The organism is Paradesulfitobacterium aromaticivorans (assembly GCF_054657415.1).
This window is the reverse complement of the sequence record NZ_BAAHYT010000008.1, coordinates 355,835-377,376: the sequence shown is the minus strand read 5'-3', so window position 1 is coordinate 377,376 and position 21,542 is coordinate 355,835. Positions and strand designations below refer to the sequence as shown.

Sequence of the window (21,542 nt, the reverse complement as noted above, 5' to 3'; positions counted from 1 at the left end):
ACTTTGAAGGCCAAGCAGGCTAATAACATTGCAAATGGAGTGAGCGCAGTGTCAAGCAAGAATTGGGGTCTTGAGGCAGAGAACAGTTCAAGCAAGTCATTTCAGGCGAAGACGAGCAGAGGGGAAGCGACGCGGCAAAAACTGCTGGCGGCAGCAGAAGAAATTTTTGGGACGAAAGGCTACTTTCGTACTTCGGTGGTTGATATTACCATTAAGGCCGGAGTGGCTCAGGGAACATTCTATGTTTATTTTCCGGGGAAGAAGGACATATTTGAGGAACTCGTCAAGGAGTTAAGCCATAAAAGCGCGTATACGCGGTTTCGAACTGGGCATCGATTATGCCACCAAGGGAACCAAAGAGGTAGCAGGGCATTCCATTCAAGTGGTCATCGCCGACACGGAGACCAAGCCGGATGTCGCTAAGCAAAAAGCGATTAAATTGCTGGAAAGTGACAAAGTGGACATTTTGGTAGGATCAGCCAGCTCAACGGACGCCTTGGCTATTTTGCCTCTGGCGCAGGAGTATAAAAAAGTTATGGTGGTTGAACCGGCCGTAGCCGATGCGATTACTGGTTCGCAATGGAACCGCTACATTTTCCGCACGGGACGGAATTCCTCCCAGGATGCAATTGCAGCAGCCGCTGCGATTGCCAAACCCGGGGTCAAGATTGCCATTTTGGCACCTGACAGTGCTTATGGACGTGATGGAGTTAAGGCTTTTAAACCAGCGGTTGAGAAGTTGGGTGCCAAGATTGTTTTGGAGGAATTTCAGGCAACCAATACTCCGGATTTTACGGCCAACCTGCAGAAGATTATTACGGCTAAACCCGATTATCTGTTTGTTATCTGGGCCGTTGCCAATGCCCCTTGGCAACAAATTTCCGATATAAAATTACCTGAGAAAGGAATGTCCTATGTGTCTGCTCCCACGCCTGGAGCCATAATGCGATCTGTCGTTTGGCATCTGTCAAAGCGTTGAGTATGTTAATCGCTTCATGAGGATCAGGAAGTCCAAGGGATGAACGGAAAAATATCGTTAAAGGATTGTCGTTAGCCACTGACCATTTGTCGATTCCCAAAGGCTCGATGCTAATCCGGCTAATGCCCATCTCACTCAGTTGGTCCTGAATCCTTGACTCGGTCATTTTGCCGTAACCATGTTCTTGTGCAAACCAACGGAGAAAGGCCAGCACGAAGTATGCCAGAACTTTGATAAACAAATAGGCATCAATCCGCTCGGGAATTTGCATGAAGATGCGCTCTAAATCAAGCAGACCCTTCAGATCACGGAAATTCATCTCGATCTGGTTGTGGTCACGATAGCGGCAGAGTATTTCATTAGCGGAGACTTCTTCCTTGGAATGATTCGTGAGAAAAGCGAAAACGCCGTCGTAACGTTTTTGGCGGGTCCTCATCCCAGGTCCACGTTAATAACACGGCCTTATGGGTATTTTCCGAAAACGCCACGTTCACAAACGGTTTTACTTTCGGGAAATTCTTGAGCAGATGTTCGCCTAATCTTAGTGTTTGAGGACTTTGCACGACATCAATGGTTAATGGTGTTAGAGCCTGTAAGTTACATTCAATGCTGGCCTTAGAATGCTCGACGGGCACACAATATTTAGCTGAATTCCCACCGGCAGCACTTCTACGTGCTGGTAAGTTTAGATAACCACGCTGTTCTAATTTAAGTAGCATGGTGCGGCAAGCCATATCTTTTAACTGGCCAGTGGCATTAACCCATTTCCAAACCGTACAGATTTCCTGAGACAACCGGGTCCGATGCCAATGTGGATTCCTGTCAATGAGTTCACGAATCCATTCGATATCTTTTTTAGTGAGAAGTCGTCCTTGAATCGTCATTTCCATCATGCTTCTATAATAAGCGAAGGGAACGAGCATTAAGTTCAGAGGAAGATTTACTGGATGAACTTAAACTGATTAGGGCAAGAAGGAGTTGAACGGGATGTGGAAACCTGTCCGCTTTGCGGCTCGTTACTCAGGGACGTCAAGAGGGTACACTGACCTCGGTTTCCACACCGAGTAAACAAGATAGGGAGGTAGCCGGGGATTTCAAAAGGGGATTTTGTATGTCCAGCTTGTGGGGCTGTTTTGCAATAATTAGGCCTGAATAGAAATCCATCAAGATGAACTGATGGCAGACTGGGAAAGTCTATTTATCCAACTCCACTTCCTTAATCTTATACGTGCCATTGTCGTTAACTAATATAAAGTTTTCCTGGAATTCAGAGTCATCGCGGCTGTCGCTGATGCGGACGTAGACGAGGTAGGAGTCTTTTTCTTTGGCGACATTGGTGATGCTGCCAAAGATGACGGCTCCGTTGTCAGTCCAGATATACTGGCTCTGGCGGGTCTGGATTTTCTGATAGAACTCGGGGGTGGTGATGCTTTGGATTTTCTGCATATCCCCTTTATATTGGGCTTTGATGAAACTTAAGGCTAAGGTTTGGACTTGAGCGTTGTCGGCGCTGTCTAGGGCCGCCCTGGTTTCCACGACCTTTAGGCTGGTGCCGTCAATTTGCTTCATCTGGACCTTAAGAGCATCGGCTTCGCTTTGCAGGGCTACGGTCTGGTCTTTGAGGGCGGCGGTTTCCGTTTTGAGATGACTTAGATTCTGGACGATCGGCAAAGAAGGAGTGTATTTTTCGGCGAGGGCAGGGAATGCCAACAGGGTGCTGGATAAGGTAAACAGGACGAAAAAGACGGCGGCCGCGCCTATGGCAAAACCTGATCTATGCTTGAATTTTTTTGAGGTTGCGTTTTTGTTTATTTCATTTTGCATTTGCACTTTTAACACATCCTTTAGGCGAATTTGCTGTGGAAGCTGGTGCAGGCTGTTGATGAGTTCTTGGGACCGGATATACTCCCGGTGGCAATGCGGGCAGGACTTCAGATGGCGTGAGAGCGGGTCGGCCACTTCGGGTTCAAGTTCGCCGGAAATATAAAGTTCCAGGTTGTCCAGTACTTCCTGACAGTTCATGTTAGAGCACCTCCCCATCGTTCCTGGAACCAAGGATTATTTTGAGTTCTTGCAAGCCCTGGTTCAAGCGGGATTTGACGGTTGCTTCCGAGCACTTAAGCAGGGCGGCAATGTCTTTAATCTGCAAGTCCTGAAAATACCTTAAGCTTAACACTAAACGGTATTTGGAATCAATTTTTTCTAAGGCATTAAGCAAATCGAGATTTTCTTCATGTCCGGTTAGTTCATAGGGCTGTTCTCCTGCGTGGGCCAAGGGTATGACGCGTTTTTGCTTGCGCTGCAGGTCGTGGCATTTATTGACAAGGATGCGGGTTAGCCAAAACTTAAAAGTCCGGTTGTCTTTAAGATTCGGTAAAGACAGATAGGCTTGAAGCATGGTTTCCTGGAGGGCGTCATAAGCGTCCCAACTTGATCCCACGATGCTTAAAGCAGTACAGTAAAGGGCTTGCTGGTATTTTTCGATAAGCTCCATAAATGCTAAATGATTTCCTGCTTTGGCTCTGGCCACCAACTGTGGATCGGCGACTGGCAGACTAGCCACTTAATCACCCCCACTATACTGTTTCATTATAAAAGACGTTTTTCCTGTCGGAAACGGCTGAGATTCGCTAAACTTTTTTAGATTTTTATAAGTACAAAAGGTTAACCGTTCGAAAATAAACCGGTTTATTACACTCGCAGTTGTTTGATGTGAGCGCTTTTTGGTTGATAATAGAGGAAAGGGGTTGTACAATCAGTACGTAATAGAAAAATATTAGGAGTCTAAATGACTGAAAAACAGGATGTTAATAAGCATATAGTTAATCATAATCACATGCAAGAGGCGGGTAAGGCGCAAGAGGCTGGGGGCTCAAAACCTCAAATTAGAAGTATGAGAACTTGGCGCTTCTGGGCAGCTCTGTGGGTGGGCAAATTGGCGGTGTTGACGTTAAGGCTGCTCGGAAAGAAGGGGACGACTTTTCCGGGGGTGGTGGCTAACCGCTTAGACCCTGAAATTATCGGGCATTTAGGACGGGGCTACACTGATGGTACTATAATCGTGACCGGGACCAATGGCAAGACCACGACGGCCAATCTCCTGGCCAATGTGCTGCGGACAGCCGGACTTGACTTTGCCTTTAATCAGGCTGGGGCTAATCTGGTAAGTGGCATCGCCGGTGCTTTGCTGGAGCAGGCCGGTTGGAGCGGTTCGCCCCGGGCTAAAATTGCTCTGCTGGAAGTGGATGAGGCAACTGTGCCCAAGCTTTGCCGCCAGCTTGCTCCCAAAGCAGCGATTATTACGAATTTCTTTCGCGACCAGTTGGACCGTTACGGAGAACTTGACACGACGATTCGCCTAGTGCAGGAGGCCATACCTGAGAAATCCCTTCTTATTATAAATGCTGATGATCCACTGGTGGCCCAGTTCGGCCTTAAACATGAACAAGCTGTTTACTACGGGGTGGAGCGAACCCCGGAAAGCCAGGCTGAGAGTCGGGAGACGCGGGAAGCGCGCTTTTGCCCGGTCTGTGGCAGCACTTTGAGGTATTCTCTGTTTCATTACGGGCAATTAGGAATTTATCACTGTCCGGAATGTGCTTTCGCCCGCCCGCAGACGCAGGTTTTGGCTCAGGAAGTGCATATGGAAGACGGGAACATGCTTTTTCGGGTAGGGGTTACTTCCTATTCTCTAAGTTTTGAGGGATACTACAATCTTTACAATGCCCTGGCGGCCCTGGCGGCTGCCCGCATACTGGGGGTAAATGAGCGCGAGATCGAGCGGGGGCTGAGGGAGTTTGTGCCACAGGCAGGCCGGATGGAGAGGTTTCTCCTGCCCCAGGGCAGAGTGACCTTAACTTTGGTTAAAAACCCTACAGGGTTTAACCAAGTCTTACGAACTGTTCTTGGTTCGGATAAAGATATAGGTCTTATGATTGTGATTAATGATCTGGCGGCTGACGGCAGGGATATTTCCTGGCTGTGGGATGTAGACTTTGAGATATTAGGAGCTGAGCAGAGCCGGATTAGGCAAGTAGTGTGCTCCGGTCTGCGGGCGGAAGACATGGCCTTACGTTTGAAATACGCCGGGATCGGAATGGAGAAGCTTATGCTTGAACACTCTCTGGATCAGGCAGTTGCACTATTACAGCAGGGCCGCCGGCCGGAGGACAGTGTGTTTGCGCTCCCGACCTACACAGCTCTGTTCCCCCTGCGGGAAATCCTGGCTAGGCAGAGTGGGGATGCGACTGCTGTGGCTGAGAGGCACCCTGAGGAGGCCAGCGCATGAGGGAAGGGGATCTGAAAATAAATATTTGCCACCTGTACCCGGATTTGCTTGATCTTTACGGCGACCGGGGCAATATTCTGGCCCTGGCAACCCGCTGCCGTTGGCGCGGGTTCGCAGTGGAGGTTGAACGTGCTTCGTTGGGGGATGAGCTTAATTTTCGTGCGATGGACATCCTTTTTATCGGGGGCGGGTCTGACCGGGAACAAGGCCTGCTGGTCGAAGATTTAATGAGACGCCAGGATGAACTTAAGGCGGCGATTGCCGATGGCTTGGTGGTCTTGGCTATTTGCGGGGGCTATCAACTTTTAGGAGAGTATTATCAAACAGGCGGGGGCGAGAAGATACCGGGTCTGGGAATTATCGATGTTCGGACAGTGGCCGGAACTCAGCGGCTGATCGGAAACGTTGCAGTCGAACTAAATCCTGGGGTTATGGAGTCAGGAAAGCAGGAAAAGAAACAGGCATTTTTGAGCACACTGGTCGGGTTTGAAAATCATTCCGGCAAGAGCTATTTGGGACAAGGAGTTTCGCCGCTGGGCCGCGTTCTTTCCGGACACGGCAACAACGGGGAAGACTTGACTGAAGGAGTACGTTGGCACAATATATTCGGTACTTATTTGCATGGGCCTCTGCTTCCTAAAAATCCGCATCTGGCAGACTTGTTATTGGAGCTTGCTTGTGAGCGTCGGGAGTATGCACTCCCTTTGCCTGTGCTTGATGATAAGCTTGAGATTTTGGCTCACCGAACGATTTTTGAAAGATTGGTTGGGGCAGGGAAAAAATAAGCTTGAATCAATAATGCAATAACAAATTATAATCTTTGGTTAGGCAAATGTATATCAAGCATGCTATACTCAAATACTAGATATAGAAATTAAGACAAGTAGAACTTACGTAAACAAAATGCTGTCTTTACGGGCTTTGAGAGCATATTCCAGTATTTACAAGGCCGAAAACTCCAATTATCTAGGTAATTAGCTTGTTTCAGACACTCTATTCGTTGACACTTTTTCTTTCAGACGTCTATAATAGAGTATAGCTTTGGCTAATTGATTTGGGGGTGCTAATGTGGCTGAGAGTAAGCGGATCATGATAAGCTTACCGGAGAGTTTACTTGCCGAAGTTGATGGGATTGTTACGCTCGAAAAAAGGAATCGGAGCGAATTCATTCGTGAAGCCATCAATAGTATCTTACATGAACGCCGGAGAAAAGGTATCCGCGAGCAAATGCGTAAGGGCTATCAAGAGATGGCTCAGCTTAATTTGGCCATGGCAAAGGAGTTATTTTCTACTGAACAAGAAGTTATACAATACTATGATGAAAAGAACGTGGAGTGTCGGTAATGATCATTAAGCGCGGGGAGATATACTACGCTGAACTAAACCCCGTCGTCGGATCAGAACAGGGAGGAACAAGACCTGTTTTGGTCATTCAAAATGATATCGGGAACCAGTTTAGTCCGACGACCATTATCGCAGCCATCACTTCTCAGATCGCCAAAGCTAAACTTCCTACACATGTTGAGGTTCGTGCTAAAAGAAGCGGGTTAGAAAGAGATTCGGTTATTTTGACGGAGCAGATCCGAACGATTGATAAAAGTCGTCTTAAGGAAAAAGTAGCGGTTCTTGATGAAGAAGTCATGCTGAGGGTAGACCAGGCCATTGAAGTTAGCTTGGGGCTAATAGATGTTTGAAAATAGGGTTTGCGGAATGAACAGCGTACTGGACTCACCAAAGCCAACGCTGTTTTTATTTGCATCCGGATGAAAGGAATTGGGGTATGGAAGAGTACAATGAGTGTTTTGTCTGTGGGGCCAAGAATCCATATGGACTCCATCTACAGTGTCGCTACGAGGATGGGGTTGCGTTGGCTGAAGTGAAGATTCCGGGGCAGTATGCGGGTTATCCCGGCGTTGTGCATGGAGGGATTGTGACCGCGCTTTTGGATGAGATTATGGCCAAGGCCATTGAGCAGACGGGTGTTTGGAGTGTTACTGCCAACTTGGAGGTGCGCTTTCGCAACCCTGCGCCCACGGAAAGTATGTTGTACCTGCGCGGGGAAATAGCTAAAGGTGGGGGTAAAATATTTCGCACCGTTGGCAGCGTTAGCCTGGAAGACGGCACAGTGGCTGCGGAAGGGACCGGGGTTTTCGTGAGACGCACGGTTTGAGAGGATTTCAAGGCCTAAGATGCGAACATAGATAACAAAAGAAAGGATATTAAGCCATAGAGTGAAACTGGAAGTGAAGACGGAAGCGCAGAGAAAGGAGTGGGGAGATATGAGCAAAAAACCTGTGATTGGGATCACGGTGGCCCACGGCCAAGAGGAACTTAAAACTTTTCCCCGTGTGTACTATGTCACGAGTGTCAAAGAAGCCGGAGGGCTCCCACTGTTGCTGCCGCCGGTAGAGTCTTTGAACGAAGCCCAGGAGGTTCTGGATTTGCTCGATGGTTTGGTACTAACGGGAGGAGGGGATATTTCCCCGTACTACTTAGGGGAAGACCCACGCCGGGGAATTGGGGAATGCCAGCCGGAGCGTGATTTCGGTGAACTGCTGTTAAGCAAAGCCGCTTTGGAGCGTGACCTTCCGCTCCTGGGAATTTGCCGGGGAATCCAGGTGCTGGCCGTCGCTGCCGGGGGTAAAATATATCAGGATATTTCTTCCCAGCATCAGGGAGCGATGCTTCACAGTCAAACAGCACCGCGCCAATTTCCCTGGCATGAAGTTGAGGTCAAGGATTCGGCCTTGGCCCGAATCTTGGGGGAAAAGCGGATTGCAGTCAACAGCCTTCATCACCAGGCAGTGTCGGTAATTCCGCCGGGATTTATGCTTAATGCGCTTGCTCCTGACGGAGTAATCGAGGGCATTGAAAAATCCGGGGCTAAGTTTTGTGTCGGAGTACAGTGGCATCCGGAAAGCATGAGTGGAGCAGGACATAGCAGGATGCTGTTTAAGGGTTTAATTCAGGCCGGTATTAGTGATAATAATTAGGCTAAAAAGGTTGCAGGGTGCTGTGCAGCCGACAACCTCTAAATAGAAAACGGAGTGTTAAGACATGCCGCTAGAACAAATTCTCCAAGTAGAAAACCTGAGTAAGACATTTGGGTCTAAGACAGCTCTATCCGATGTGAGCTTTGCGTTAGAGCCGGGTGAAGTCATTGGTTTGCTAGGGCCGAACGGGGCAGGCAAAAGTACGTTGATTAAGTCGATCATCGGGCTCTTAAGGCCGACTTCCGGACGAATCTTTATTAACGGGTATCCGAGGGGTTCCCGGGAAGCTAAACGCATTAGTGCTTATGTGCCGGAGATCCCTCAGCTTTACGGGATGCTTACCGTTTGGGAACACTTGCAGTTTATCGCGGCCGCCTACGAGGTTCGGGGGTGGGAGGAGAGGGCGGAAGAACTGTTGCAGGAATTTGAAATCTTGGACCAAAAGCAGGAATTCAGCAAAGCTCTTTCTAAAGGGATGAGACAAAAGCTTTCCCTCTGCTGCGGGGTGATCTCTGAAGCGCAAATTCTCTTTTTCGATGAGCCCATGATCGGACTTGATCCCAAAGCCATCCGGACCTTCAAGGAGTTGGCCCTGAAGCTTAAGGAAGCAGGGAGAACTTTGTTTATCAGCACGCATTTATTAGATCCGATCGAAAACATCTGCAGCCGGGTGATTGTCCTGAAAAAGGGAAAAATAATCGCCGACGGGAGCTTGGAAGAGTTGCGCACTCGCTTGGGGGGAGAAAACGCTTCCCTGGAGGAACTTTTCCTGGAGGTCACAGCCAATGCGTGATTACTTGTTAATGCTGCGCCTGGATTTGAATCAGGCCAAGAATTATATCGTAGAAATTCGCCGTAATCCTAAAAAGCTTATTACATATGGTTTGTTTGCGTTGTGGGTTGTGTTGGTGGTTTTCCCAGCTTTCGGCAACAGGCGCACTGTTTTTACTCAAGGGAAGGATTTGATCGTGGCAGGATATGCGCTAGCCGTGATCGGGTTGGTTTTTTGGGCTGGATTTTCCGCTTTGAAGCGTCCGGCTTTTTCTTTTAACATGGGGGATGTGAACCTGCTTTTTCCTTCCCCGCTGGCACCGAACCGCATTTTATTCTGGAATATGTTAAAAAAGATTCCGGCCACTCTGGCCAAGAGTGCGCTTCTACTGCTTTTTGTTACCCCGAGTCTGATTAACTTTGGGGTGTGGGGGATAAACCTTTTTTTTGTTTACTTATCAGTGGCTGCGATCGCGCTCTTGTTACCTTCACTTTCTTTCCTGATTTTCTTAGGAGCTAAACGCTATGGTCGCATTAAGGGGATAGAAGGGTTATTAGGATTGAGCCTGGTGTGGGTTGTAGGGAGTTGGCTGAGTGTGCTGTGGCCAACCTTTAATCTTTCCCACCTTGCCTTCGGCTACCAAGTTCCAGGCATCCGCTATTTTCCGGTCATTAGCTGGATTGTTGAGCCGGTGAAAGTCGCTTTAACAGGCCAGGCAGGGGGAACTTATCCTTCTCTAATGCTCCTGTTGTTAACTATCGTTTTAGTTGATTATTTGGTTTTTCGTTTGGCCCAGGATTACTATGAAGATGTCATCGAATTCAGCGCCAAGATGGAAAAAGCACGGGCAACAAAAAGGAAAGGCGGGGCGTGGCAGGCTTGGGATTTTTCCCGTTTCTCGCGGCGAGGCCGCGAAGTCGCGCTTAAACCGCGGTATCTGGGAAGCGGTGCCTTTTGGTTCAAACAGGTGGTCTCGCAACGGCGCTACGGTTTTAATGAATACCTTGGATATATAAGCTTGGCAGCAGCCTTAGCCGGTCTGGCCATTGGCGGCTTTGCCAATTGGCGCAATGTTGATGTCCAGGGCTTGCTGTTTATGGTTAACGGAGTTATTTTGTATATCCTCATTTTGCGCACCACTATTTCTCCGGTTAATTCGGAGCTGGCCCTGCCTTATATTTATACCCTCCCCGGCTCATTTCTGTGTAAGATGCTGGCGATCAATGTTCTTCCTATAATGCGCTTCGCCCTCAACATTTTTCTTTTGAATCTTTTCCTAGTGGTTGCCTCTGGGGAACGGATCTGGCTGAATGCAGCCTCCCTCTCCTTGCTGACGGTGTCTGTTTATTATGAACTGACTAACCTTACATCGCTGGCGTATGCCATCTTGCCGAGTTCGCTTGACCGTAAAATATTTTATCCGCTGCTGGTTTTTCTCCAGCTTTTACTTACGGCCTTAACTGCCGCGGCAGGTGGTGCAGCAGGGTACTTTCTTGGGGGTGGAGACCGTATGATTGAGGTAGGGATAATTCTCGCGGAAGTAATCGTCGGAACCCTGATTCTGCTTTTGTCTGACAAGATCTATGCGTACGTTGAGATGCGGGAGTTTACGGACTAAGGAGATGGTTGGTGCGGCGGGGAAGGAATTACTTCAATTAGGGAGAATAACATAACAGTGAAATTATGTTGTTCGTTTAAGGCCAAGAAGAAAGAACGAGTTTGGGAAATTGAAGAAGTTTCGCGTAAAAAGGTGAGATGCATATGATATCCAGACGTAAAGCATCGGAACAGATTGTTGAAGAATTAATGAGAATGATTCAGTATGGTCATTATGCCTATGGGGATCGTCTGCCCTCGGAAAACGAATTGGCCAAGATGTTTGGGGTAAGCCGTTCCCCTGTGCGTGAAGCCCTGAGTGTCCTGACGGCGTCGGGCATGATTGAGTCACGTCAGGGTGGAGGAAGCTACGTAAAAGCTGCTTTCGAGGTTCCGGTTCTACAGCCGCTTGTTGATAAGGTAATGGATGTCAAAGATACACTTTATCTCTTGGAAATGCGACAGATGATTGAGCCGGAAGCTGCAGCCCTGGCCGCTCAACGCAGGGACGAACGAGATTTGGAGCATCTCGAAAAGGCTTTAATCCGGTTTGAGACTGTGAGCGGTGACGAAAAAGCCATTGGGGATGAAGAAGATTTCGCTTTCCACAGGGCAGTCGTCGTCGCTGCCCGGAATCCAATCATGTTGGATATTGTGGATTATATTTCTAAACACTACCATCGAAGCCTTGCTCTGACTTTAGCTCAAAATGTAGGGCGGCAGCGCAAGCGTCAGCAAGTTTACAAAGAACATGTTGCCATATTTGAGGCTATTAAAGAGAAACACTCGGATTTGGCCAAGGTGCAAAGCCAAGTCCACCTGGAAAAAGTTTGGGAAAAGATCACCGGTTCCTTCGGTTCAGCAACTGAAAACAAGGTACATCTGCCGAATGAATAATTTGGGTTGGCACAGGGACAAAGCGATAGGAATTGTACAAGGATCTTGGATAGAAATACAGAACGGGGATTATTCACCGTTCTTTCTGTTTTTTTGCGTGCGAACGCATCCGCGTGGAATATAGTATTGTCAAAAAGGGATGTGCGGTGTTAGACTGTAGTTGTCATACAACATACATACTCTTGGATTCTTGATTTTTCTGTCAAAATTGAACGCACTTTCATTCCATCTCAAATTTTTGGAGAGCACAAGGGGGGAAAATATGATTGACAAGAAAGTTATGGACGAGTTTTCCCGAATCGTGGGATCAGAAGACATTTTGCGCGAAAACCTAGACTTATTTACTTACTCTTACGATGCTTCGTTCTTACCGCTGATTCCGGCGGCCAAACCAGACTTGGTGATTAAACCTCAATCGACGCAAGAAGTCGCCAGAATCATGAAACTGGCAAATAAGTACGGGATACCGGTTGTGGCCAGGGGTCTGGGCAGTGGGCGTACCGGCGGAAGCGTTCCGGTCGAAGGTGGCCTCGTATTGTGCCTTGATGAAATGAATAAGATTCTTGAGTTCGATGACAAAAACCTGATGATTACGGTTGAACCTGGGGTTAAGACTCAGGATATCTATCAGTACTGTGCACAACAGGGCCTGTTTTATCCTCCTGATCCTTCGAGCTTGAAACATTCCACGATTGGAGGAAATATCGCGGAAAATGCCGGGGGGCCGAGGGCTGTCAAATACGGGGTGACCGGGGATTATGTGATGGGGCTTGAGGTCGTTCTGGCTGACGGGAGTGTGCTCCAAACCGGGGGTAAGACGATTAAGAATGTGACAGGGTATGATTTGACCCGGTTGTTTGTGGGCTCGGAAGGCACCTTGGGAATTATCACCCAGGCAACTTTGAAGCTGATCCCTATGCCCAAAATGCGGCGAACGGCCCAGGCTTTGTTTGACTCCTTGGAAGGAGCCTGTGCAGCGGTGAGCCGGTCGATTAAGTCGGGTGCCATTCCGGCGGCAGCGGAACTTATGGATCAGATCAGTATTCAGGCCGTTGCTAAATTCAGGAAGTTTGAACTGGATCCCAACGTCAAGGCTGGAATCATCTTTGAGTTCGATGGGGACAACGAGACAAGTTTAGAGGGACAAACCGGGGAAGCTCAGAGAATATGTGCAGCGTGTGGCTCTGTACAATTTCGGATTGCCAAGACCCAAGAGGAAGAAGATGAACTCTGGAGTTTGAGGAGAGGTATGAGTTCTGCAGTTGCGGCGCTTGCTCCGAATAGAATAGCCGAAGATATTTCCGTACCTCGTGATGCTTTGCCGGAAATTGTCAAACGCTTGCGGGAAATTGCTGCCAGATATGACATGCAATTGGCGGTTTTTGGTCACGCCGGGGACGGAAACTTACACCCTTCCCTCCTCGCAGACCTGAGCCTTCCGGGGGAAAAGGAAAAAGTGGACAAAGCAGTTGGCGAAATATTTAAAGCAGCCTTGGCTGTGGGTGGAACGCTGTCCGGCGAACATGGGATCGGAATTACCAAAAAAGACTATATTGCTGATGCTTTGGGGGAAACGGGCATGGCGACGATCCGGAGCATCAAGAAGGCCCTGGATCCGACAGGGATACTTAACCCGGGGAAGATCTTCTGAGAATGGATGAATGCTTGTGAAGAAGAATGAAATAATGTCTCTTGATAAGATCCAAGCAACCGTTAATCAGTGTGACCGCTGCGGAGCCTGTTTGACCGTTTGTCCGGTGTATGATGTGACTCACCGGGAAACGGCAGTAGCCAGGGGCAAGCTCGCCACGGTTAGAGCCATGATCGAGGGCGGATTAACCGCCGATTCCAGGATTGCTGCAGCCTTTGAATTTTGCCTGTTGTGCAAGGCTTGCACGGAGAATTGCCCGAGCAAGGTTAAAACGGATGAGGCGATGATTGAGGCTAGGCAATATACGGCTGAAAAGTTGGGACGCCGGGCTAAGCACCAACTTATTGCAGGCTTTCTTGGAAACAATGCGCTCATCAGCCTGGCGGCCGGGACTTTGAAGTTAAAGAGTCATTTTCAAGAAATGGCTGCGGGTCCCGCTGCTTTTCCTCCTCTCCCGGAAATGACACGTCCGGAAATGCCGCTTCACGGTAAAATCGCCTATTTCCAGGGGTGTGCGATGAAGATGTTCTTCCCGGCGGCATCCCAGGCGACAGTCAAATTGCTGAATAAGACGGCTGAGGTCATCACCCCTGAGAGTGCCTGCTGCGGGATGCCCCATTTGGCCCATGGCATGGCGGATCAAGCTCAAGCTTTGGCCAAGAAAAATATTGAATCTTTTGCGAATGTGGATCGGATCATTACGGATTGTGCCAGTTGCGGCAGTTCCCTGAAAGAGTATGGGCATCGTCTGGCCGCTGATCCTCTGTGGGCAGAAAGAGCACAGGAGTTTAGCCAAAAGGTAATGGGATTAAGCGAATATCTTTATGAAGTCGGCTATCAGCCAAACCGTAAGAACGCTTTGAAAGTCACTTATCATGATCCTTGTCATCTTGTGCGGGGACAAGGAATAAAGAAACAGCCGAGGGACCTTTTGCAACGTGCCACAGAGTATGTGGAAATGCCTCAGGCGGACAAATGCTGCGGCGGGGCCGGGACATTTTATCTTGATTTTCCGGAAGCTGCCCAAAAGATTTTAACCGAAAAGGTCAAGAACATCGAAAGCACGGACGCCGATGTCGTTGTGACAGAGTGTCCCGCCTGTTTAATGCAGTTGGCAAAAGGAGAACAGCAAAGCGGCCATTTCAAAGTGATGCACATTAGTCAGGTTTTATGAATAAGTTGAGTTTCCTTTATCGGTTTGAGGAGGGTGCCAGATGAGCTTAGAGCAGTTACTTGCCCCGATGGAAATTCCCAAAATGGCAAGAATAAGGCAGAGTTTTCCCAGACCCACACTTTCAGATATTCCTATGGCGTTAAGGGAAACCTTGGCACGTCCGCAAATTCTCGGAAGAATAAAAAGCGGGGATAGGGTGGCTGTCACGGCCGGAAGCAGGGGCATCGCGAACATAGCCCTGATCCTTCGGGAAGTAGTGGCGAATTTGAAGGCAGTGGGAGCAGAACCATTTATCATCCCGGCCATGGGGAGTCATGGGGGTGCGACGGCTGAGGGACAAGTTGAAGTACTTCGCAGCTTAGGAATTAGCGAGAAGACGGTGGGTGCTCCGATCCATGCCAGCATGGATGTCGTACAAGTTGGAGAGTCCGCCGGCGGGATACCGGTATACTTCGATAAGTATGCCGCCACCAAGGCAGATGCCACCGTGGTGGTTGGTCGGGTGAAACCGCATACTTCTTTCCACGGGTCTTTTGAGAGTGGCTTGGCTAAGATGATCGCGATCGGGTTGGGCAAACAAAAAGGGGCCGAGATCTGCCATGCCGCAGGACCAGCTCAGATGTCCCGGAGAATAGAAGACATCGCTCGGGTGGCGCTTGAACAATCAAACGTGATTTTTGGCGTGGGCATTTTAGAGAATGCGTATGACGAGACCAGCAAGATTGTAGCGCTTCCCAGAGAAGAAATTTTAGCAAGAGAGCCGGGGCTCCTGCAGGAGGCCAGGGGCAACTTACCGCACATCCTATTTTCAGAATATGATGTCCTCATCGTCGATGAGATAGGCAAGAACATCAGCGGCCTGGGTATGGATACGAACATTATCAACCGATTTCCTACCCCGGCAGTGAAGTGTGAGCCTACTGTGCAAAGGATCGTTGTTTTAGACTTAACCGAGGAAACACATGGAAATTTTCATGGCCTGGGATTGGCTGATGTGTGTACCAGAAGGGTGTTTGAGAAGCTTGATTTTAATCAGACTTATCCTAACCCTTTGACGTCCAGAGTGCCGGAAGCCTCGAAGATCCCGGTGGTTATGCCGAGTGATCTGCTGGCGATTAAAGCGGCCATTCAGACGTGTTGTGAGGTGGATTACAACACGATCAAAATGGTTAGGATTAAGAATACCCTGAAGTTGGATGAGATTTTTATTTCTGAACACCTCCTCGCTCAAGCACGGTTAGATTCCAGAATAGAGATCGTGGGAGATCTTCGGCCGATGCACTTTGCGGAGAATGGGAGTTTGCTTGAACCATGGTGAAAGGGACTGACATCATAGGAGCTCGTTTGCAGACAAAGTCAATGGCATACTTCTTGCACCGTAATAGGCACAAAAGTGCAACACATCTTGGCCATGAGGAGACAAAGCGGGAAGTGCAACAAGCTTTGCGCAACGTAATTTTGCGGAAGTGCAAAAAAGAAGAAGAAAACTTTTCGGAAAAAAGAATATATTTGGTTGGGTAAGGAGGAAGAGAAATTGGTCCAGGTAGACACAACGAAAACCCCGACTTGTAAGCTCGAAATCAAAAAGCAATGGTGCAAAGGATGTAATCTGTGTGTTGGAGCCTGTCCACGCTCCGTGTTGGCCTTGGATTTTTTGGGCAAGATTCAAGTTGTGGAGGCTGAAAAATGCATAGGTTGCGGCTTGTGCGAGAGCACCTGTCCAGATTTTGCGATTAGGGTGATAAAAGATGCGTGAATTAGCAGAAGTCCGGTTAATGCAAGGAAATGAAGCCTGCGTCCAGGCAGCCTTAGACGCAGGGGTTCGCTTCTTCGGCGGCTACCCGATCACTCCCTCAACTGAAATTGCCGAAGGGATGGCTGAAAAGCTGCCTACTTTAGGAGGAAAATTCATCCAAATGGAAGATGAGATCGCCAGCATCGCTTCCATCATCGGAGCCTCTCTTGCAGGCGTCAAAGCCATGACCGCTACCAGCGGCCCCGGCTTTTCTCTCATGCAGGAAAACCTCGGGTATGCCTGCATGACTGAAGTTCCGTGCGTCATCGTCAATGTCCAGCGCGGAGGGCCAAGCACCGGGCGTCCCACCGCACCGGCCCAAGGGGATGTCATGCAGGCGCGCTGGGGCACGCATGGGGATCATCCGGCCATTGTACTTTCCCCCTGGTCCGCTCAGGAAACGTACACCCTTACCGTTAAAGCAGTCAACTTATCCGAACGGTTCAGAACCCCGGTCATCCTGCTTATGGACGAAGTGGTCGCCCATCTGCGCGAAGGAGTCAGAATGCCTGACCCGCGCCAGCTAAAGCTCGTTGAAAGACCGCGTCCCCAAGGAGACCGCGAGAGTTATAAACCTTTCGGCGGAGCCATAGACCAAGTCCCCGCCGTAGCGGACTTTGGCATGGGTTACCGCTGCAATGTCACCGGACTCGTGCACGATGAAGTCGGACACCCCAGCGGGAGCGCCAAAGTAACAGACGAGCTTATTCGCAGGCTTAGCGGGAAAGTAGCAGCCCATACTGAAGAAATCATCGAATACGAACAAACGCAAACCGAAGATGCAGAGATCGTCATCTTCGCTTACGGCGGCACGGCCCGTACCGCCCTGCGTGCGCTCAAACTGGCGCGTGCGGAAGGGATTAAAGTCGGTATGATCAGACCTACCACGATCTGGCCTTTCCCGGCACAAGCTGTCGAGGAAGTGGCAGAGCGCGGTATCCCGATTCTGGTACCAGAGATGAACCTGGGTCAATTGGTCCTGGAAGTAGAAAGAATCGCTAAAGGCCGCTCTGCGGTCAAGCACCTTGGCCGCGTGGACGGTGAATTGTTTAACCCTGATGAAATCTTAGAAGCACTTAGAGCGCTGAAGCCTGTCGTATCACCTAAGTCCGCTAAGCCTCAGCCTCATAAGTCTGTGCAGTCTCATCAAGCTGACACGCCAAAGGAGGGGAAATAATGTCATTCGATGTTATGGACTACTTCCGCCAAGAAACCCTCCCGCACATCTGGTGCCCCGGCTGCGGCAACGGCATCATCCTGCGCGACTTCGCCGTGGCCTTAGAAAGACTAAACTACCCCCGGGATGAAGTCGTCATCGTATCCGGCATCGGCTGCTCCTCACGGGCCGCCGGGTATCTCAACTTTGACACCGTTCACACCACCCACGGCCGGGCCCTCCCCTTCGCCACCGGCATCAAACTCGCCAACCCCAACCTGAAAGTCTTTGTCATCATGGGAGACGGGGACTCCTCAGCCATTGGCGGCAACCATCTTATCCACGCTGCTCGGCGCAACATCGACTTAACTGCCATCATCTTTAACAACAACATCTACGGCATGACCGGCGGGCAGTTTTCCCCTTTAACTCCCCGGGACAAAAAAGCAACCACTGCTCCTTACGGCATGATCGAACAATCCTTTGACATCTGCCGCCTGGCCGAAGGAGCCGGTGCCACCTATGTGGGCCGGGCTACCACTTACCACAACCAGCTTCTCACCCAGCTCATCATGGAAGGGGCCCAGAACCCTGGCTTTTCCCTCATCGAAGCCGTCACCCACTGCCCCACATCCTACGGCAGACGCAATGGCATGGCATCTCCCAGTGACATGGTCCGCTGGCAGAAAGACAACGCCGTCTGGATCGATAAAGTGCGCGCCGGGAAAGCGGAAGTGAAAGACGGACAATTCACCATCGGTGTCTTACACAGGCACGATGCGCCTGAATTTACCGCTGCATATATGGAGGTGGTCAAACGTGCCCGCGGACAAGAGTGAACTCGCCCAGCTAAAGCTGGACATCGATAAACAAACCTGGCCTGATCCTATCCAGATCCAGCTCTCAGGCTCAGGCGGGCAGGGTTTGATCCTGGCCGGAATCATCCTCGCTGACGCCGCCTTAAGCGAAGGCTTCAACGTCATCCAAACTCAGGCCTACGGCCCGGAAGCCAGAGGAGGAGCCTCACGCGCGGAAGTCATTCTCTCCAAGGAACTTATAGATTACCCGCATGTGGAACAACCGGACATCCTTCTTGCTCTAACTCAGGAAGCCTGTGACAAGTACCTGCCGCTTGCTTCCAAGAAGGCTTTGGTTATCGTGGACTCCCTCCTGGTGGAAAATGTCCCGGAGACCAAGGCCACCGTCCTAAGCCTCCCGATCATCCAGACAGCCAAGCAGGATCTGAGCAAAGAAATGGTGGGCAACATCGTCGCCTTAGGTGCCTTAAACAGCGCCGCCAACCTTGTAAGCCCGGAAGCTCTGGAAGCAGCTGTCTTAAAGAGGGTTCCCAAAGCCTACGTCGAGCTTAATAAGAAGGCGCTGGAGGCAGGGAAGAATATAGTTAAACTAAGGAGGGATTAACTCATGAAAGAAATGCTCGAGAAATACCGCGGCAACTTCGGCGTGCCCAGTAAACCGATACCTCTCGAAAAAGCAGAAAATCACTCATCTGCCCAGCAAATGGTCTTCGAAAACCTGCGCGATGCCATCCTTTCCGGCATCCTGCCTCCTGGACACCGCCTCTTGCAAGACGAAATATCAGTCGAACTCTCAGTTAACAGAATGGTCGTCAGAGAAGCTTTACTGCGGCTGGAAGCAGACAACCTCGTAGACTTTCACCCGTACAAAGGTTTTTCCGTAGCCTCCTTTAGCCTGGATGACTTAAGGGAGATCTACTTCATGCGCGCGCTCCTCGAAGGAGCCGCGGTGCAACTGGCATGCAATAACTTAACTGCAGACGGGCTCAAAGAACTGGAGCAAATCTGCACTAGTATGGATAAATGCCTTGAGAGCAACGCCTTAACTGAACTTTCCAAGCTTAATGTCACCTTCCATGAAACAATCTACACTGCTGCCAAATCTCCCCGCCTCTACAAAATGATCGTGCGCCTCTGGAACGGCTTTTTAAAGTCGAGCATCGGCTTTCTCACCCTGCGCGCCCCGATCATGGTCCAGGAGCACAAAGCCATCTACGAAGCTCTCTTGGAGCGTAACTCTGCTAAGGCCAAAGACAGAATAGAGGAACACCTCGAAAGCGCCTTAAAAGACCTGCTCGAATACTGGGGGCAGCGCATTGGCTCTGCAGAAGAGCAGTAAGAGAAGAAAGGATCTAAGCAGATGAAGCTTTACGAATACATGGCCAAAGAAATCTTCCGCCACAACGGGATCGCTGTTCCCCAAGGGGCAGTATTTACCCAAGCGGAAGCTGTAGCAGACTTTGTCAGCCAAACTGCACCCGTGGCGCTTAAGTCCCAAGTGCTCTCCGGCGGGCGCGGCAAAGCCGGAGGAATTAAATTTGCAGACAAGGCCGAAGATGCGGTGGAACGAGCCCGCGAACTCTTAAACTTAGAGATTAAGGGCTTAAAAGTAGAAACTATCCTCGTTGAAGAAAAACTTAAGATCGATAAAGAAATTTATGTAGCTATCACAGTTGATAGTAATGCCAAGCGTCCGCTCCTGCTCGCTTCCGCTGCCGGAGGCATGGAAATCGAGGAAGTGCCGGACGAAAAACTAAGCAAGCGCTTAATTGACGTTACCGTGGGGCTTAGACCCTACGCTGCCCAAGAGATTGCCCGCCGCTTAGGTTTAAGCGGAGAGGAAGCCAATCAGGCTAGTGAAATCATCCTTAAAATGTATGAGATCTTTCGCACGTATGACGCTGAGCTCGTGGAAATCAATCCCTTGGTCGTGTCAAACGGGCGCGTTTTAGCCGCTGACGGCAAAATCACGCTCGATGATGAAGCAGCTTTTCGCTATGCCCAGGAAGTCCCCGTAGTCGAAGAACGAACAGAACGGGAAGTCAAAGCGCGTGAGCTTGGCATTTCCTATGTCGAACTTGAAGGGGATATCGGGGTCATGGCCAACGGTGCCGGGATCACCATGGCCACCCTGGACATTATTAAGCATTTTGGCGGAGACCCGCGCAACTTCATGGATGCAGGCGGGGGCGCAAGCACCGAAGCCATGGCCCATGCTTTGGAAATTCTCCTTTCCACTAAGCCCAAAGCCTTACTCATCAACGTCTTTGGCGGTATTACCCGCTGTGATGACGTAGCGAAGGCTTATGTCCAAGTAAAAAACGCCCTCGACATAAAAATCCCGGTCGTCATCCGCTTAGTCGGCACCAACCAAGCCGCCGGAGTCGCCATCCTGCGCGAACACGGGATCAATTCATACGAAGAAGTCGGAGAAGCCGTCGAACGCGTAGTAGCTTTAGCTCACTCAAGAGCAAAGGAGGCTTAAACCATGGCCATCATCCTCAATGAAAACACCAAAATCCTGGTTCAAGGAATGACCGGCAACCAAGGGCAGTTTCACACTCTGCAAATGCTTGCCTACGGGAGTAAAATCGCCGCCGGGGTCTCACCCGGCAAAGGGGGGCAGGACGTTCAGGGGGTGCCTGTATATAACAGTGTCGAAGAAGCAGTATTACATGAGCCCATAGACGCATCCGTCATCTTTATCCCAGCTAAAATTGTCAAAGATGCGGCTTTTGAAGCCATGGAAGCAGGAATTAAAACCCTGGTCATCATCACCGAGCACGTCCCGCTTCATGATGCCATGGACATCATGGCCTTCGCCCACAAACAAGGGGTGGAAATCGTAGGGCCTAACACTTTCGGCGTCATCTCCCCTGGGAAATCCAAGATCGGGATCATGCCCAACAGTATATTCTTGCCTGGACAAGTCGGAGTCGTCGCCCGCAGCGGCACCTTAAGCTATGAAATAGTTTCCCAGCTTTCCAAAGCAGGGATCGGGCAGTCCACCGTCGTAGGCTTAGGTGGGGACAGAATCGTAGGGTTTTCCTTTGTGGACATACTTAAGAAATTTGAAGCTGACCCTGAAACCAAAGCGGTAGTCTTGGTCGGGGAAATCGGCGGGAATGCAGAAGAAACGGCCGCAGAGTATATTAAAGAGATGAGCAAGCCGGTGGTCGCGTTTCTCGCGGGCAAAAGTGCACCTCCCGGCAAACGGATGGGACATGCCGGGGCCATTATCGAACGGGGGAAAGGGACTTTCCAAAGCAAGGTCGAAGCGCTTACTGCCGCGGGAGCGCAAGTGGCAGCCCTGCCGTGGGAAGTGAGCGAACTTGTAGCTGAATTTGTTCAATAGAAGCAGGAATTTTGCTCAAATTTAGCGAAGCTAAAGATGTTACACGAAAATTCCGATGCGCATTAAAA

The 21,542-nt window shown here is 49.9% G+C and carries 24 protein-coding genes; 21 read left to right on the top strand and 3 right to left on the bottom strand.

The window, feature by feature from the left end; all coding sequences use genetic code 11:
• Positions 1-48: 48 nt before the first annotated feature.
• Positions 49-423 (top strand): TetR/AcrR family transcriptional regulator, encoded by a 375-nt coding sequence (locus ACYQ2N_RS04020; protein WP_459997644.1) that lies wholly within the window; start codon positions 49-51, stop codon positions 421-423.
• The gene (locus tag ACYQ2N_RS04015; RefSeq protein ID WP_459997766.1) at positions 311-979 is read left to right on the top strand and encodes an ABC transporter substrate-binding protein; all 669 of its coding nucleotides are present in this window, start codon (positions 311-313) and stop codon (positions 977-979) included. The genes ACYQ2N_RS04020 and ACYQ2N_RS04015 overlap by 113 nt, the downstream gene beginning before the upstream one ends.
• 359 nt (positions 980-1,338) lie before the next feature.
• Here the strand turns inward: ACYQ2N_RS04015 and ACYQ2N_RS04010 are convergent, their stop codons facing one another.
• From ACYQ2N_RS04010 to ACYQ2N_RS04000, 3 genes are all read right to left on the bottom strand, one after another.
• Complete coding sequence (locus ACYQ2N_RS04010) at positions 1,339-1,863, bottom strand: hypothetical protein (RefSeq protein WP_459997643.1); 525 nt, start codon at positions 1,861-1,863, stop codon at positions 1,339-1,341.
• A 310-nt stretch (positions 1,864-2,173) separates the two neighbouring features.
• Positions 2,174-3,001 carry an anti-sigma factor family protein gene (locus ACYQ2N_RS04005; protein WP_459997642.1) on the bottom strand — a complete coding sequence of 276 codons (828 nt, stop codon included), beginning with the start codon at positions 2,999-3,001 and terminating at the stop codon, positions 2,174-2,176.
• Position 3,002: 1 nt separating this feature from the next.
• Positions 3,003-3,542, bottom strand: a complete 540-nt coding sequence (locus tag ACYQ2N_RS04000; protein WP_459997641.1) for an RNA polymerase sigma factor — start codon at positions 3,540-3,542, stop codon at positions 3,003-3,005.
• Positions 3,543-3,872: 330 nt separating this feature from the next.
• Between ACYQ2N_RS04000 and ACYQ2N_RS03995 the strand changes: the two genes are divergently transcribed.
• The 19 genes from ACYQ2N_RS03995 to sucD all read left to right on the top strand — a co-directional run bounded on the left by ACYQ2N_RS03995 (position 3,873) and on the right by sucD (position 21,474).
• Positions 3,873-5,267 carry a DUF1727 domain-containing protein gene (locus tag ACYQ2N_RS03995; RefSeq protein ID WP_459997764.1) on the top strand — a complete coding sequence of 465 codons (1,395 nt, stop codon included), beginning with the start codon at positions 3,873-3,875 and terminating at the stop codon, positions 5,265-5,267.
• Positions 5,268-5,278: 11 nt separating this feature from the next.
• Positions 5,279-6,052, top strand: coding sequence for a type 1 glutamine amidotransferase (locus ACYQ2N_RS03990; protein WP_459997762.1), 774 nt, complete (start codon positions 5,279-5,281; stop codon positions 6,050-6,052).
• A 283-nt stretch (positions 6,053-6,335) separates the two neighbouring features.
• Positions 6,336-6,611 carry a CopG family ribbon-helix-helix protein gene (locus ACYQ2N_RS03985; protein ID WP_459997639.1) on the top strand — a complete coding sequence of 92 codons (276 nt, stop codon included), beginning with the start codon at positions 6,336-6,338 and terminating at the stop codon, positions 6,609-6,611.
• The gene (locus tag ACYQ2N_RS03980) at positions 6,611-6,961 is read left to right on the top strand and encodes a type II toxin-antitoxin system PemK/MazF family toxin (RefSeq protein ID WP_459997638.1); all 351 of its coding nucleotides are present in this window, start codon (positions 6,611-6,613) and stop codon (positions 6,959-6,961) included. Before ACYQ2N_RS03985 ends, ACYQ2N_RS03980 begins: the two co-directional genes overlap by 1 nt.
• Before the next feature lie 86 nt (positions 6,962-7,047).
• Positions 7,048-7,437 (top strand): PaaI family thioesterase, encoded by a 390-nt coding sequence (locus tag ACYQ2N_RS03975; RefSeq protein WP_459997636.1) that lies wholly within the window; start codon positions 7,048-7,050, stop codon positions 7,435-7,437.
• Between the two features lie 109 nt (positions 7,438-7,546).
• Positions 7,547-8,260, top strand: coding sequence for a gamma-glutamyl-gamma-aminobutyrate hydrolase family protein (locus ACYQ2N_RS03970; RefSeq protein WP_459997635.1), 714 nt, complete (start codon positions 7,547-7,549; stop codon positions 8,258-8,260).
• A gap of 64 nt (positions 8,261-8,324) precedes the next feature.
• Positions 8,325-9,053 (top strand): ABC transporter ATP-binding protein, encoded by a 729-nt coding sequence (locus ACYQ2N_RS03965; RefSeq protein ID WP_459997633.1) that lies wholly within the window; start codon positions 8,325-8,327, stop codon positions 9,051-9,053.
• A complete protein-coding gene (locus ACYQ2N_RS03960) occupies positions 9,046-10,650 on the top strand; it encodes a putative ABC exporter domain-containing protein (protein WP_459997631.1) in 1,605 nt (534 codons plus the stop codon). Before ACYQ2N_RS03965 ends, ACYQ2N_RS03960 begins: the two co-directional genes overlap by 8 nt.
• 143 nt (positions 10,651-10,793) lie before the next feature.
• Entirely contained in the window at positions 10,794-11,525 is a 732-nt protein-coding gene (locus tag ACYQ2N_RS03955; RefSeq protein WP_459997630.1) for a FadR/GntR family transcriptional regulator, read from the top strand.
• A gap of 262 nt (positions 11,526-11,787) precedes the next feature.
• Positions 11,788-13,176 (top strand): FAD-binding oxidoreductase, encoded by a 1,389-nt coding sequence (locus ACYQ2N_RS03950; protein WP_459997628.1) that lies wholly within the window; start codon positions 11,788-11,790, stop codon positions 13,174-13,176.
• A 16-nt stretch (positions 13,177-13,192) separates the two neighbouring features.
• Positions 13,193-14,350, top strand: coding sequence for a (Fe-S)-binding protein (locus ACYQ2N_RS03945; protein ID WP_459997627.1), 1,158 nt, complete (start codon positions 13,193-13,195; stop codon positions 14,348-14,350).
• A gap of 40 nt (positions 14,351-14,390) precedes the next feature.
• A complete protein-coding gene (locus tag ACYQ2N_RS03940; protein ID WP_459997626.1) occupies positions 14,391-15,668 on the top strand; it encodes a nickel pincer cofactor-dependent isomerase, group 22 in 1,278 nt (425 codons plus the stop codon).
• Positions 15,669-15,884: 216 nt separating this feature from the next.
• Entirely contained in the window at positions 15,885-16,106 is a 222-nt protein-coding gene (locus ACYQ2N_RS03935; protein WP_459997625.1) for a 4Fe-4S binding protein, read from the top strand.
• Complete coding sequence (locus tag ACYQ2N_RS03930) at positions 16,099-17,322, top strand: 2-oxoacid:acceptor oxidoreductase subunit alpha (protein ID WP_459997624.1); 1,224 nt, start codon at positions 16,099-16,101, stop codon at positions 17,320-17,322. The genes ACYQ2N_RS03935 and ACYQ2N_RS03930 overlap by 8 nt, the downstream gene beginning before the upstream one ends.
• Positions 17,322-18,140 carry a 2-oxoacid:ferredoxin oxidoreductase subunit beta gene (locus ACYQ2N_RS03925; RefSeq protein WP_459997623.1) on the top strand — a complete coding sequence of 273 codons (819 nt, stop codon included), beginning with the start codon at positions 17,322-17,324 and terminating at the stop codon, positions 18,138-18,140. The genes ACYQ2N_RS03930 and ACYQ2N_RS03925 overlap by 1 nt, the downstream gene beginning before the upstream one ends.
• Entirely contained in the window at positions 18,121-18,723 is a 603-nt protein-coding gene (locus tag ACYQ2N_RS03920; protein ID WP_459997622.1) for a 2-oxoacid:acceptor oxidoreductase family protein, read from the top strand. Before ACYQ2N_RS03925 ends, ACYQ2N_RS03920 begins: the two co-directional genes overlap by 20 nt.
• A 3-nt stretch (positions 18,724-18,726) precedes the next feature.
• A complete protein-coding gene (locus ACYQ2N_RS03915) occupies positions 18,727-19,458 on the top strand; it encodes a GntR family transcriptional regulator (protein ID WP_459997621.1) in 732 nt (243 codons plus the stop codon).
• Positions 19,459-19,479: 21 nt separating this feature from the next.
• Entirely contained in the window at positions 19,480-20,604 is a 1,125-nt protein-coding gene (gene sucC, locus ACYQ2N_RS03910; protein WP_459997620.1) for an ADP-forming succinate--CoA ligase subunit beta, read from the top strand.
• Positions 20,605-20,607: 3 nt separating this feature from the next.
• Positions 20,608-21,474, top strand: a complete 867-nt coding sequence (sucD, locus tag ACYQ2N_RS03905) for a succinate--CoA ligase subunit alpha (protein WP_459997619.1) — start codon at positions 20,608-20,610, stop codon at positions 21,472-21,474.
• Positions 21,475-21,542: the final 68 nt, after the last annotated feature.

What these genes read in the sequence shown, in the direction of transcription:
- ACYQ2N_RS04010 (WP_459997643.1), bottom strand. Translation starts at nt 1,863, where the DNA reads ATGACGATTCAAGGACGACTTCTCACTAAAAAAGATATCGAATGGATT.
- ACYQ2N_RS03950 (WP_459997628.1), top strand. Translation starts at nt 11,788, where the DNA reads ATGATTGACAAGAAAGTTATGGACGAGTTTTCCCGAATCGTGGGATCA.
- ACYQ2N_RS03980 (WP_459997638.1), top strand. Translation starts at nt 6,611, where the DNA reads ATGATCATTAAGCGCGGGGAGATATACTACGCTGAACTAAACCCCGTC.
- ACYQ2N_RS04005 (WP_459997642.1), bottom strand. Translation starts at nt 3,001, where the DNA reads ATGAACTGTCAGGAAGTACTGGACAACCTGGAACTTTATATTTCCGGC.
- sucC (WP_459997620.1), top strand. Translation starts at nt 19,480, where the DNA reads ATGAAGCTTTACGAATACATGGCCAAAGAAATCTTCCGCCACAACGGG.
- ACYQ2N_RS03940 (WP_459997626.1), top strand. Translation starts at nt 14,391, where the DNA reads ATGAGCTTAGAGCAGTTACTTGCCCCGATGGAAATTCCCAAAATGGCA.
- ACYQ2N_RS03965 (WP_459997633.1), top strand. Translation starts at nt 8,325, where the DNA reads ATGCCGCTAGAACAAATTCTCCAAGTAGAAAACCTGAGTAAGACATTT.
- ACYQ2N_RS03975 (WP_459997636.1), top strand. Translation starts at nt 7,048, where the DNA reads ATGGAAGAGTACAATGAGTGTTTTGTCTGTGGGGCCAAGAATCCATAT.
- ACYQ2N_RS03925 (WP_459997623.1), top strand. Translation starts at nt 17,322, where the DNA reads ATGTCATTCGATGTTATGGACTACTTCCGCCAAGAAACCCTCCCGCAC.
- ACYQ2N_RS03930 (WP_459997624.1), top strand. Translation starts at nt 16,099, where the DNA reads ATGCGTGAATTAGCAGAAGTCCGGTTAATGCAAGGAAATGAAGCCTGC.
- ACYQ2N_RS03960 (WP_459997631.1), top strand. Translation starts at nt 9,046, where the DNA reads ATGCGTGATTACTTGTTAATGCTGCGCCTGGATTTGAATCAGGCCAAG.
- sucD (WP_459997619.1), top strand. Translation starts at nt 20,608, where the DNA reads ATGGCCATCATCCTCAATGAAAACACCAAAATCCTGGTTCAAGGAATG.
- ACYQ2N_RS03995 (WP_459997764.1), top strand. Translation starts at nt 3,873, where the DNA reads ATGAGAACTTGGCGCTTCTGGGCAGCTCTGTGGGTGGGCAAATTGGCG.
- ACYQ2N_RS03915 (WP_459997621.1), top strand. Translation starts at nt 18,727, where the DNA reads ATGAAAGAAATGCTCGAGAAATACCGCGGCAACTTCGGCGTGCCCAGT.
- ACYQ2N_RS03955 (WP_459997630.1), top strand. Translation starts at nt 10,794, where the DNA reads ATGATATCCAGACGTAAAGCATCGGAACAGATTGTTGAAGAATTAATG.
- ACYQ2N_RS03970 (WP_459997635.1), top strand. Translation starts at nt 7,547, where the DNA reads ATGAGCAAAAAACCTGTGATTGGGATCACGGTGGCCCACGGCCAAGAG.